The sequence below is a fragment of the Actinomadura sp. KC06 genome (genome assembly GCF_004348735.1).
Lineage (GTDB): Bacteria > Actinomycetota > Actinomycetes > Streptosporangiales > Streptosporangiaceae > Spirillospora.
Genome location: NZ_SMKT01000028.1, coordinates 29,961 through 41,279, shown reverse-complemented (window position 1 = coordinate 41,279; position 11,319 = coordinate 29,961). Strand labels below are relative to the sequence as shown.

The window sequence follows — 11,319 nt, the reverse complement described above, 5'->3', positions numbered from 1 at the left end:
GCTCAGCCGACCCAGACGGTCTTGGCGTTGCAGAACGCGTGCATACCCTCCGCCGACAGCTCCCGCCCGTAACCGGAGCGCTTCGTCCCGCCGAACGGAAGCTCCGGATAAGACGTCACCATGCCGTTGACGAACACCTGCCCGGCGTCCAGCTCCCGGACGAACCGCTCCCGCTCGACTTCGTCGCGCGTCCAGGCGTTCGAGCCGAGCCCGAAGCCCGTCGCGTTCGCGACCGCCACCGCCTCCGACACCCCGCGGACGCGGAATACCGACGCGACCGGCGCGAAGACCTCCTCGTGGTACATCCGCATGTCCGGCGTCACCCCGGAGACCACGGTCGGCGGGTAGAACCAGCCGGGGCCGTCCGGGCGCTCGCCGCCGCACAGCACCGTCGCGCCCTTGCCGACCGCGTCCGCGACCTGCTCCTCGGCCTCCGCGCGCCCCTCCTCGCTGACGAGCGGGCCGATGTCGGTGGCGTCGTCCATCGGGTCGCCGACCCGCTTCGCGCGCATGTTCTCCACGAACAGCCGCTCGAACTCGTCCGCGCAGCCGATGTCGACGATGAAGCGCTTCGCCGAGATGCAGCTCTGCCCGTTGTTGAGGCACCGCGACTCCGCGGCCGTCCGCGCCGCCGCCTCGATGTCGGCGGACGGCATCACCACGAACGGGTCGCTGCCGCCGAGCTCCAGCACGGACGGCTTGACCTCGCTTCCCGCGATCGACGCGACGGACCGTCCCGCGGGCTCGCTGCCGGTGAGCGTCGCCGCCTTCACCCGCGGGTCGCGCAGGACGCGCTCGACCTTGGACGAGCCGATGAGCAGCGTCTGGAACGCGCCCTCCGGGAACCCGGCGCGGCGGAACAGGTCCTCCAGGAACAGGGCCGTCTGCGGGACGTTCGACGAATGCTTCAGCAGCCCCACGTTGCCCGCCATCAGCCCCGGCGCCGCGAACCTGACCACCTGCCAGAGCGGGAAGTTCCACGGCATCACCGCCAGCACCGGCCCGAGCGGCTGGTAGCGCACATAGGCGTCCCGCGCGCCCACCGCCTCCGCGCCGGCGGGACGGCGGTCGGCCAGGAACTCCTCGGCGTGCGCGGCGTAGTACCGGCACGCCTTCGCGCACTTCTGGACCTCCGCGCCGGCGGCCTTCAGGGTCTTGCCCATCTCGGTCGTCATCATCGCGGCGATCTGCTCGGACTCCCGGTCCAGAATGCCCGCGGCGGCGTTCATCCACTCCGCGCGCTGTGCGACGCCGGTCGTGCGGTAGGAGGCGAACGTCTCCGCCGCCCGCCCGATGCGCCGGTCGACCTCCTCGTCGGTCAGCGCGTCGAAGGTCTTCTCGACCTCGCCCGTCGCGGGGTTGGTCGTGGCGATCGTCGTCATGGTCCGGGACGTGCCCGAGCGACCCGCCCGGAAACACCCGCCCGGACGGGCTCAGACGGGGATCACGCAGACCGGGGACGGCACCGGCAGCGGCGTCCCGGCCGGTTCGGGGACGCCGTCCGCGCCGAGCCGGAACGTCGCGATCGTGTCGCTGTGCTCGTTGGCCACGTGCATCCACGGGCCGTCCACGTGCAGGTCGCGGGGCCAGGCGCCGCCGGACGGGACGTCCGCGACCGGTTGAAGGGCCGCGCCGCCGTCCAGCACCCGGTGCGCGGTCACCACGGCGGTTCCCCGCGTCGAGGTGTAGACGTACCGGCCGCCGTCGCCGAGCTTGATCGCCGCGCACAGCGCCTGGCCGTCCACGGGCTCGGCCGTCGCGGGCGACTCCGCCACGACCTCCAGGCGCGCGTACCCGTCCAGCGGGCGCAGCACGAGCATGGACGCCGACAGCTCCGCCACCACATGGACGTGCCCGCCCGGATGGACGACCAGATGCCGCGGCCCCGATCCGGCCGGCAGCGCAGTCTCTCCGGCGAGCCGCAGCACGCCGTCCTCGATCCGGAAGGAGCGGATCAGGTCGGCTCCCAGGTCGGTCGTCAGGATCGTCCCGTCCGGGGCGTTGACGCTCGCGTGCGCGTGCGGGCCCTCCTGCCGGTCGGTCACCGGGCCGCTGCCATGCCCCTCCGCCACGTCCGGCTCGCCCACGAACCGGCCGTCCGGACCCAGCGCAACGGCCCTGACCGTCCCTGACCCGTAGTCGGCGACGATCAGAGACCCGCCGCCGGGCGTCACCGACAGGTGGCAAGGCAGCGCCCCCGCCGTCCGCGCCCCGATCTCGCGGAGCCGCCCGCCGGACGCGTCGAAGGCCACGACGCCGCCCGCGTCCTCCTCACGCACCGCGTAAAGGACGTCCCTGCCCGGATGCACCGCCAGATACGACGGGCTCACCGCCTCCGCGGCGAGCTCCGGCCCCTCCAGGACGCCGTCGTCCCGCCGCGTCACCCGGTAGATCCCGGCGCCGTTCCCGGCCTCGCCCGTGTACGTGCCGACCCAGAACGCCCGCCCGCTCAACCCGGACTCCCTCCGCCGCGGTGATCCGCCCGCCCCGGAGCGGGCGGCCGAGGGCGAGCCTAGCCCCAGCCCCGCGGCGGGATTCGCGATGTGCCAGGTCAGCAGGCTCTGACCAGGTGAAACGTGACATGTCTCATACACTTCGCCGGTTTGGAACGCGCCAAGGAGCCGTGGCGTTTATCCCGGTTTGGTGTGACCTTTGGGGGGAGAAGACCTTGGCGTTCCCGGTGATGCTGCGCTCGCTGCGCCATCACAACTACCGGCTGTGGGCCGCGGCGGACTTCGTCTCGATCACCGGGACGTGGATGCAGGTCCTCGCGCTGAACTGGCTCATCCTGTCCATCACGGGCTCGGCGACCAGCGTGGGGCTCGGCCTGGTGCTGCAGGCGCTGCCGACGATGCTGCTCGGCCCGTGGGGCGGCGTGATCGCCGACCGGCTGCCCGCCCGGTACGTCGTCGCGGCCGGGCAGGGCGCGCAGGCGCTGCTGTCGGGGCTGCTCGCGGCCATCGCGGCGGGCGACCCGTCCGGCACCGCGGGGCTGTACGCGATCTCGCTGGCGTCCGGCGTCGTCACGGCCACGACGTCCCCCGCCCTCGGACGGTTCGGCGCCGAGGTCGTCGGGCCGGAGGACCTGTCCAACGGGCTGGCGCTCGGTTCGGTGCTCAGCTCCGGCGGGCGGATCCTCGGGATGAGCCTCGCCGGGGTCGTGATCCCGCTCGCGGGCATGCCCGGCGCGTTCGTGACGAACTCCGCGAGCTTCCTCGCCGTCCTCGCCGCCATCGCGCTCATGCGCCCGAAGGAGCTGCACGCGCTGCCGCCGGCCGAGCCGGGGGAGCGGGGGCTCGCGGCCGGTTTCCGGTACGTCCTCGCCTCGCCCCGGCTGCTGATCATGTTCGGGCTGGCGTTCGTGCTGGGCAGCCTCGGCCGCAACTACCAGGTCACCATGGCGGCGATGAGCCAGGGCCCGCTGGACGCCGGCGCGGGCGGGTACGGCGCGCTGTCGGTGGCGTTCGCCGCCGGCACCGTCCTCGGCGGCGTCTACGCCGCGTCCAGAGCCCGCCTCCCGCTCCGGCTGCTGCTGATCACGGCGACGCTCTGCGCGGCCGGGCAGATGCTCAGCGGCGCCGCGCCGAGCCTGCTGCTGTTCGGCGCCGCGATGCTGCCGATCGCCGCGTGCGCGGTCGTCCTGGACACCACCGTCAGCACGCGGGTGCAGCTGGACAGCCCCGGCCACCTGCGCGGCCGCGTCATCGCCGCGCAGGGCATGGTCGGCGCCGCGTCCGGCGCGTTCGGCGGTCCCGCGCTGGGCGCGCTGTGCGACGTCCTGGGCCCGCGCACGGCGCTGGTCTCCGCGGGCGCGGTCAGCCTCGCCGCGGCCCTCGCCGCGGCCTACGGGCTGGCCCGGGTGCGCCGGGCCCGCGCCGCCGGCGCCCCCGCCGCCGCCGAGCCCGTCCCCGTGCTGGCCGCCGAGGCCGCCTGACCTCCCGGTCACGCCGGTTCGCTGCGGCGGCGGGGAGAGCCCTGATACGGTCTCGCGCGGTCGACCTATGATCGCCGGTTGGGGACGGGCGGCGCCGCGGGGGACGTCGGCGCGCCTCACCCGCCGAGGAGATGAGAGAGGCAATGGCAGATATCACCGAGTCGCCCGAGTGGTCCGCGCTGGCCGAGCACCAGGCGGCGCTCGCCGGGCGGCACCTGCGCGAGCTCTTCGCCGACGATCCGGGGCGCGTCGGCCGCATGACCGTGACGGCGGGGGACCTTCACCTGGACTACTCCAAGCACCGCGCCACCGCCGAGACGGTGCGGCTGCTGGTGGCGCTCGCCGAGCGGGCCGGGCTGCGCCGCCGGATCGACGCGATGTTCTCCGGCGAGCACATCAACGTCAGCGAGGACCGCGCCGTCCTGCACACGGCGCTGCGGCTCCCGCCGGGCGAGGCCCTGGCGGTGGACGGGCAGGACGTCGCGGCCGACGTGCACGCCGTGCTGGACAAGATGGCCGACTTCGCGGGACGCGTCCGCTCCGGCGAGTGGACGGGCTTCACCGGCAAGCGCATCACCACCGTCGTCAACATCGGCATCGGCGGCTCCGACCTCGGCCCCGCGATGGCCTACGAGGCCCTCCACGACTACGCCGACGCGGGCATCTCCTGCCGGTTCGTCTCCAACATCGACCCGGCCGACATCCTCGGGAAGCTCGCGGGCCTCGACCCCGAGCAGACGCTGTTCGTCGTCGCGTCCAAGACGTTCGGGACGCTGGAGACGCTCACCAACGCCAAGGTCGCCCGGAAGTGGCTCGTCGACGGGCTCGGCGACGGCGAGGCCGTCTCCCGGCACTTCGTCGCCGTGTCGACCAACGCCGAGCGGGTCGCCGAGTTCGGCATCGACACCGCCAACATGTTCGGCTTCTGGGACTGGGTCGGCGGCCGGTACTCCTTCGACGGCGCCATCGGCCTCGCGCTGATGATCGCGATCGGCGGGGAGGCGTTCCGGGAGATGCTCGCCGGGTTCCGCGAGATCGACGAGCATTTCCGCGGCGCGCCTTTCGAGGCGAACATGCCCGTCCTGATGGGGCTGCTCGGCGTCTGGTACACCGACTTCTTCGGCGCGCAGACCCGTGCCGTCCTGCCCTACAGCCAGCGCCTCGCCCGGTTCCCCGCCTACCTGCAGCAGCTCACGATGGAGTCGAACGGCAAGTCGGTGCGGGCGGACGGCGCGCCCGTCGTCGCGCAGACCGGCGAGATCTTCTGGGGCGAGCCCGGCACCAACGGCCAGCACGCCTTCTACCAGCTCCTGCACCAGGGCACCCGGCTCGTCCCCGCCGACTTCATCGGCTTCGCCGAGCCGTTCGAGGACCCCCCGGCCGACGGCGCGGCGGGCATGCACGACCTGCTCACCGCGAACATGCTCGCGCAGACGTCGGCGCTCGCGTTCGGCAAGACCGCCGAGGAGATCGCCGCCGAGGGGACGCCCGCCGCGGTCGTCCCGCACAAGGTCATGCCGGGCAACCGGCCGACGAGCACGATCCTGGCGCCGAAGCTCACCCCGAAGACGCTCGGCTCGCTCGTCGCCCTCTACGAGCACATCGTGTTCGTCGAGGGGACGGTCTGGGGGATCGACTCCTTCGACCAGTGGGGCGTCGAGCTCGGCAAGGTCATGGCGATGGACCTCGCGCCCGCGCTCACCTCGCAGGAGCCCCCGGAGGACGCGCCGGACGCGTCCACGGCCGCGCTCGTCCGGACGTACCGTGCGCTGCGAGGCCGGAGGGTCTAGCCCCGGGCCTCCATGACGGCGCGGAACTCCTCGAAGGAGATGAAGCCGTCGAGGTTGCTGTCGGCCTTCTCGAACCTGTCCTGCGTCTCGGCGCGGGTCCAGGAGAGGCCCAGGTCCTCCAGGACGAGGGTGAACTCCATCAGGTCGAGCCTCTGGTCGCCGCCGAGGTCCGCGCGGGTGAACAGGGTGTGCAGGTCGTCCCCGGCCGGTGTGGTCGTCATCTCGCTCCTCGTCGCGGTCCGCCCGCCCGAATCATCCCACAGGGCGGGGGCCGGACGGCCCGTCCCCGGTCAGCTCGGGGACGCGGTGCCGGTACCGCTCCAGCAGCGCGACGTTCAGCTCGTCGCTGCCGGGGACGTTCGCGCTCGTCCAGCGGAGCAGGTCCGCGCCGCGCGCCGCCGCGAGGTCGTCGAGTGCGGCCAGGACGCGCGACCACGCGTACGCGGCGAGGATCGTGGAGGCCGCCGCCGTGCGCGGCGCCGCCGCCGGGTGCAGGACGTCGCCGGGCGGGACGCAGGTGTCCAGCACGATCGAGGCGTGGTCGGCCAGCGTCGTCGCCGCCCGCGCCGCCGCGCCCTCCGACGCCCGCGCCGAGGTCACCGCGATCACCGGCACGCCCCGCGCGGCGCACTCCTGGGCGATCTCGACCGGATAGGGGTTGCGGCCGCTGGTGGAGAACACCACCGCCACGTCGGGCGGGGCGGGCGCGGCCTCCTCGACCACGGCGCGCCCGGTCCCGGCCTGCCGCTCGGCGCGGGTGCTCAGCACGGCGTCGTCGAGCGGGAACACCCGCGGGTCCCAGATCGGGCGGACGGCGGCGAGCCCGCCCGCCCGGTAGAACGTCTCCAGCACCATCGCCAGCGAATGCCCCGCGCCGGCGACGTGCACGATCCCGTCCGCCTCGACCGCCTCCAGCAGCAGCCCGGCCGCCTCGCCGATCGCGTCACCGGAGGCCGCGTCGAGGTCGTCCAGCAAAGTTCGCACCCGGTCGGGGAGCTGCGGCCTGGTGAGCTCACGCATCAGGGAGGGCCTCCTTCAGGGTGCTGGACAGGTCGTCCTGGCCGGACGCGGCGCGGAGCCGGTCGGCCAGGCCGCCGGACAGGGCGCGGGCCAGGCCGGACAGCGTCCCGACGTGCGCGTCCGGGTCGGGCGTGCAGAACGCGAGCAGCAGGTCCACCGGGTCGTTGTCGGGGTGGCCGAACTCGACGGGCGCCGCCAGCCGGGTCACGCCGACGCCGACGGCGAGCCCGCCTTCCTCCGGACGGGCGTGGACGAGCGCGAGCCCCTTCGTCAGCACGATGTACGGGCCGTTCTCCTCGACCACCCGGACGCAGGCGTCCGGGTACCCCTCGCCGGCGGCGCCCGCCTCGACCAGCGCGGAGGCCGCCTTCCGGACGGCCTCCCGCCAGTCCCCGGCCGTGACCTCGTCGGTGGCGGTGACGATCGTCATGAAAGCCAGCCCTGGGCGGTCAGGTGCTCGCGGAGCTGCGCCTCCAGGCCGTCCTTGTCGAGGAAGTCGCTGATCGTGATGACGACGGGCGCGAGGTCGGCGATCTCGCTGGTGTGCATGCCCTGCCCGATCACCACGTCGGGCGACATCCCGCGCGCCGTGGACACGTCGGTGTTCTCCACCCGGGCGTCCACGCCGAGCGAGCGGAGCGCGTCCTCGGCGGTCATCTTGAGCATGAGGCTGGAGCCCATGCCGACCCCGCAGACCGCGAGGATCTCCAGTTGCCGGTCGATTGCCATGTCGTCCTTCTCCCCTGTGATGGTGGTGGTCAGGCCTTCGCCGGTGCCTTGTCCTCGGGCGCCGGGCCCTCCGCCGCGGCGCGGCGCTTCTCGGTGCGGCCGAGGATGAGCAGCGTCGCGACCGTCGCGGCGAGCGCGACGGCGGGCACGGCCCAGACCGAGCCGTCGCCGATGACCGGGTCGACCGCCTTCAGCAGCCACGCGATCGCGTACCAGTCCGGGTCGGCGAGGGTGGCCAGCTCCGGCGCGGTCTTCTCGAACAGGTCCCACGTGACGGCCTGCCCGATCGCGAGGATCAGGCCGGTGATCACGCCGCCGAGGACGGCGCCGCGCCAGCCCGCCACCACGTTGCCGAACAGCCCGGCCGCGCCGCCCACGAAGAACAGCATGATCATGGGCGGGGCGAGGGTGAACCAGCCGGCCCCGGCGAACACGCCCAGGCAGATCAGGAACACGCCCGTGGACGCCACGAACCCGACCATGACGGCGGTCGGCGCGACGGGGAACACGGTCGGCGCGTCCAGCGCGGGACGCGTCCCCGGGATGACCTTGTCGCTGAACCCCTTGAACGCCGGGACGATCTCGCCGAGGAACATCCGGACGCCGAACAGCAGGATCGCGATGCCGCCCGCGAACCGCAGGCCGACCAGCAGCGCCCACACCCATGGGGACAGTTTGGGGTCCATCTCCGTCGCGGCCTTCGACACCACGCCGTCGTCGGCGAGCGCGACCCCGACCAGCATGATCACGGAGATGATCAGCGCGGTGCTGACGTTGACGTCCTTGAAGAACGACAGCTGGCGCGGCAGCTTCAGCTTCTCGGTGTCGTGCTTCTCACGGCTGCCGAGCGGGCGCGCGGCGTACCCGGTGATCAGGCAGGCGAGCGAGCTGGTGTGCGCGAACCCGAACCGGTCGTCCGGCATGACGCGGCGCATCAGCGGCCGCATCCACAGCGGCTGGACGGTCCAGTACGCGGCGACGAACCCGGCCCCGCACAGCACCAGCGTGAGCTGGTCGGCGCCCGGCGCGATCGTCACCAGCGACGCGACCGTCACCGTGCTGACCCAGAACATCAGGTGCCCGGTCAGGTACAGGTACCTGGCCGCCGGGAACAGCCGCACGATCAGCACGTGGACGAGGAACGCGACCGTGATGACCAGCGCGATCGTCCCGCCCTGGTCGCCGAGGAAGTCGGTGAGGGTCTTGTCGGCCTTCGGCGGCGTGGTGCCCATCGCGCTGGCGAGGACGTTCTGGAAGCTGGTCAGCCCGCCGGTGAACACCTCGACGCCGATGAACAGGATGACCACGCCGATCGTGGCGCGCAGCGCCCCGGCGAAGACGTCCTCGAACCGTTTGCGCTGCAGGATCAGCCCGATGAGCGTGATGAGCCCGATCAGGATGGGCACCTGGCCGAACACGTTGTCGGCCAGGAAGGTGAGGATGTCCTTGATGACGTCCATGGTGAAGTCGCCTCACTTCTCGGGGGTGGGGTGGTGCGCTGTCGCCCCCGTCAGCGCGGTTGGACGGCCGTGGATCCCGGGCGGCGCGCCCGGGGGCCGGTCAGTGGCCCGGTGTGTCTCGGTCGGTCAGTGGTTCGGTGGTCTCAGGTCCAGCTCCAGGCGGTACCGGTCGCCGCGGTACACCGACCGGACGTACTCGAGCGGCCGCCCGTCCAGGTCCCTGGTGATCCGCTCGAACAGGAACGCCGGCGTGTGCACGGGGACGCCCAGCTCGGCGGCCTCCTCGGCGGTGGTGACGGTCGGCTCGATCGTCTCGGTGCCCGAGGCGATCACGATGCCGCCGCCGCGCAGCAGGTCGTAGAACGACTGCCCCTCCAGGTCCTGCCGGCGCAGGCCGGGCAGCAGCGACCGCGGCAGGTAGAGCGTCTCGATGGCCATGGTGGCGCCGTCCGCCAGCCGCAGCCGCCGAATGGTAAATACCTCTTCGATGGGTGACAGGGCCAGCCGCCTGCCGATCCGCGCCCCCGCGGCTTCCGTGCGGAACGACAGGACCCGGCCGCCGGGCTTCATCCCGCGCCTGATCATGTCCTCGGTGAACGACGTCATGGTCAGCGACACGGCGATCCGGGGTTCGGCCACGTAGGTGCCGCTCCCGTGCCGCCGGTCGAGCAGGCCCTCGGCGACCAGGCCGTCGATGGCCTGCCGCAGCGTGGGCCGCGACACGCCGAGTTCGGCGGCCAGCCGGCGCTCGGACGGCAGGGCGTCCCCGACGTCCAGGCCGTCCAGCATCGCGAGCAGCTCGCGGCGCACGGCCTGCCGTTTCGTGCTCCCGGACCGGGACTCGCCGGTGGATGTCACGCCGCTCACCCCCTTCGATGCTGTTCCTGTCGTGGCACACGGTATGTCCCAATATGGCGACTGGTCAATACCACTTTGTCGATGTTTGCCGTGGTCGTGGCGCTGGGGCCCGACCTACCGTCGCGGAATGAGGAATCTCACACGCGGCGCCCTGGCGCTGACGCTTCCGCTGGTCCTGCCCGCGGCCCTCTGCGCGGCCCCCGCCCAGGCGGCCCCGCCGTCCGCCCCGCCGGGCGCCAAGGAGGGGTGGCGGTTGGTGGCGGACGAGCCGTTCAACCGGCACCTGGACGACCGCAGAGCACCCTGGAAACCGGACGGCGACGGCCCGTCCAGCCCCTACAACGTCGACATGTACGACAACGACGGCGCCTACTTCGACACCGTCGGCGGCCCGGCGTTCCGGCAGCAGCTCGCGAAGATGAAGACCTACCGCAAGTCGTTCGCGTTCGGGAAGCGCGGCTGGCTCACCGCCGAGCTCGCCGCCCGCGACGCCGACGGGGACGGCCGCCCGGACACGCCGCCGACGCTCACGTCCCGCGGGGGAGTCGCGCACCTGGACGAGCCGGCCCACCAGGCGGGCGTCGTCATCCGCTCCACCCGCGACCTGCCCGCCGAGTACAGGGTCGAGATGACGCTGCGCGGCCTCGACTTCGGCGGGCAGCGCGGCGGCTCGTGGGACTACCCGGACGGCCGGATCAACGGCTACTCCCCGGACGGCTGCAAGACCAACTTCCCCTGGGCGTCCGGCGGGGACTTCGCCAGGCCGGAGTGCGAGTGGGCGAACGTCCGCACCGACTCCAACGGCTTCTACTACATGTCGATCATGGACTACCGGCAGGTGGCGCCGCACAACAACGTGTTCGTCCACGCCCACCGCAAGGTCGCCATGGACGGCTACAACCGCTACAAGTACACCGGGACCGGCCTGCTGAACTGCAACCCCGTCACCAAGCAGTACGAGCCGTACTCCGCCGGGACGGGCAACGGCGTCAACGCGCTGTTCATGACCGACGACCGCCGCTACGCGACGATGCCGGGCACCGAGTACCTGATGCAGAGCGAATGCGGGTTCAGGAAGGGCGGCGCGATCGTCTCCGCCGTCGACATGAAGCCCGAACTGCTGCCGGAGCAGCCCTACACGTTCGCGATCGAGCGGCGCGACGGCGCCTATACGATGGAGATGTCCGGCGTGTTCGCGCACGTGGGCCGCGCGACGTTCCGGTACACGCGGGCGTTCGTGCAGGACGGCGAGCCCATCTGGCACTACAACCAGCGCCCGGACGAGTACGACGGCCGGTTCGACGCCGACTGGACGTGGCAGGGCCCGGGCGGGACGCTCACCGACCGCGGCACCTGGCCCGCGGGGTCCGCGTACCCGGACCGGTTCATGATCGGTGACCCGCACATGAATTTCTACGAGGGATCGGCGAAGGTGGACGATATTCGCCTCTACGTCCCGGACTAATTGTCGGTGGCGTCGGCTAGGTTCCGTGGGAACGTGCCAGCCTTCGCTATGGGGGGACCCGTG

At 72.6% G+C, this 11,319-nt stretch carries 11 protein-coding genes; 3 read left to right on the top strand and 8 right to left on the bottom strand.

The window, feature by feature from the left end; all coding sequences use genetic code 11:
- Positions 1-2 precede the first annotated feature (2 nt).
- Both E1287_RS12135 and E1287_RS12130 read right to left on the bottom strand, forming a co-directional pair.
- Positions 3-1,382 (bottom strand): NADP-dependent succinic semialdehyde dehydrogenase, encoded by a 1,380-nt coding sequence (locus E1287_RS12135; RefSeq protein WP_131964989.1) that lies wholly within the window; start codon positions 1,380-1,382, stop codon positions 3-5.
- A 51-nt stretch (positions 1,383-1,433) separates the two neighbouring features.
- The gene (locus E1287_RS12130) at positions 1,434-2,453 is read right to left on the bottom strand and encodes a lactonase family protein (RefSeq protein WP_131964988.1); all 1,020 of its coding nucleotides are present in this window, start codon (positions 2,451-2,453) and stop codon (positions 1,434-1,436) included.
- Between the two features lie 215 nt (positions 2,454-2,668).
- Between E1287_RS12130 and E1287_RS12125 the strand changes: the two genes are divergently transcribed.
- Together E1287_RS12125 and pgi are read left to right on the top strand one after the other, a co-directional pair.
- Positions 2,669-3,934 (top strand): MFS transporter, encoded by a 1,266-nt coding sequence (locus E1287_RS12125; RefSeq protein ID WP_207934158.1) that lies wholly within the window; start codon positions 2,669-2,671, stop codon positions 3,932-3,934.
- Positions 3,935-4,077: 143 nt separating this feature from the next.
- Complete coding sequence (gene pgi, locus E1287_RS12120) at positions 4,078-5,724, top strand: glucose-6-phosphate isomerase (protein WP_207934157.1); 1,647 nt, start codon at positions 4,078-4,080, stop codon at positions 5,722-5,724.
- On the opposite strand, the gene E1287_RS12115 is transcribed toward pgi, so the two are convergent.
- The 6 genes from E1287_RS12115 to E1287_RS12090 all read right to left on the bottom strand — a co-directional run bounded on the left by E1287_RS12115 (position 5,721) and on the right by E1287_RS12090 (position 9,800).
- A complete protein-coding gene (locus E1287_RS12115) occupies positions 5,721-5,945 on the bottom strand; it encodes an EF-hand domain-containing protein (protein ID WP_131964986.1) in 225 nt (74 codons plus the stop codon). The two genes, pgi and E1287_RS12115, sit on opposite strands and share 4 nt — an antisense overlap.
- A gap of 31 nt (positions 5,946-5,976) precedes the next feature.
- Positions 5,977-6,744 (bottom strand): sugar isomerase domain-containing protein, encoded by a 768-nt coding sequence (locus E1287_RS12110; RefSeq protein WP_131964985.1) that lies wholly within the window; start codon positions 6,742-6,744, stop codon positions 5,977-5,979.
- A complete protein-coding gene (locus tag E1287_RS12105; protein WP_131964984.1) occupies positions 6,737-7,174 on the bottom strand; it encodes a PTS sugar transporter subunit IIA in 438 nt (145 codons plus the stop codon). The genes E1287_RS12110 and E1287_RS12105 overlap by 8 nt, the downstream gene beginning before the upstream one ends.
- The gene (locus tag E1287_RS12100) at positions 7,171-7,473 is read right to left on the bottom strand and encodes a PTS sugar transporter subunit IIB (protein ID WP_165968971.1); all 303 of its coding nucleotides are present in this window, start codon (positions 7,471-7,473) and stop codon (positions 7,171-7,173) included. The genes E1287_RS12105 and E1287_RS12100 overlap by 4 nt, the downstream gene beginning before the upstream one ends.
- A 29-nt stretch (positions 7,474-7,502) precedes the next feature.
- Positions 7,503-8,933: a PTS ascorbate transporter subunit IIC gene (locus tag E1287_RS12095; RefSeq protein ID WP_131964983.1), complete on the bottom strand. Its 1,431-nt coding sequence runs from the start codon at positions 8,931-8,933 to the stop codon at positions 7,503-7,505.
- Between the two features lie 126 nt (positions 8,934-9,059).
- Positions 9,060-9,800: a GntR family transcriptional regulator gene (locus E1287_RS12090; RefSeq protein WP_243718889.1), complete on the bottom strand. Its 741-nt coding sequence runs from the start codon at positions 9,798-9,800 to the stop codon at positions 9,060-9,062.
- A 118-nt stretch (positions 9,801-9,918) separates the two neighbouring features.
- Between E1287_RS12090 and E1287_RS12085 the strand changes: the two genes are divergently transcribed.
- Entirely contained in the window at positions 9,919-11,256 is a 1,338-nt protein-coding gene (locus E1287_RS12085) for a hypothetical protein (RefSeq protein ID WP_131964982.1), read from the top strand.
- The last annotated feature ends 63 nt before the right edge of the window (positions 11,257-11,319 follow it).

Bases quoted from the DNA above. Each gene is read 5' to 3' on its own strand.
- E1287_RS12135 (WP_131964989.1), bottom strand. From the start codon at position 1,382: ATGACGACGATCGCCACGACCAACCCCGCGACGGGCGAGGTCGAGAAG.
- pgi (WP_207934157.1), top strand. From the start codon at position 4,078: ATGGCAGATATCACCGAGTCGCCCGAGTGGTCCGCGCTGGCCGAGCAC.
- E1287_RS12115 (WP_131964986.1), bottom strand. From the start codon at position 5,945: ATGACGACCACACCGGCCGGGGACGACCTGCACACCCTGTTCACCCGC.
- E1287_RS12110 (WP_131964985.1), bottom strand. From the start codon at position 6,744: ATGCGTGAGCTCACCAGGCCGCAGCTCCCCGACCGGGTGCGAACTTTG.
- E1287_RS12105 (WP_131964984.1), bottom strand. From the start codon at position 7,174: ATGACGATCGTCACCGCCACCGACGAGGTCACGGCCGGGGACTGGCGG.
- E1287_RS12100 (WP_165968971.1), bottom strand. From the start codon at position 7,473: ATGGCAATCGACCGGCAACTGGAGATCCTCGCGGTCTGCGGGGTCGGC.
- E1287_RS12095 (WP_131964983.1), bottom strand. From the start codon at position 8,933: ATGGACGTCATCAAGGACATCCTCACCTTCCTGGCCGACAACGTGTTC.
- E1287_RS12085 (WP_131964982.1), top strand. From the start codon at position 9,919: ATGAGGAATCTCACACGCGGCGCCCTGGCGCTGACGCTTCCGCTGGTC.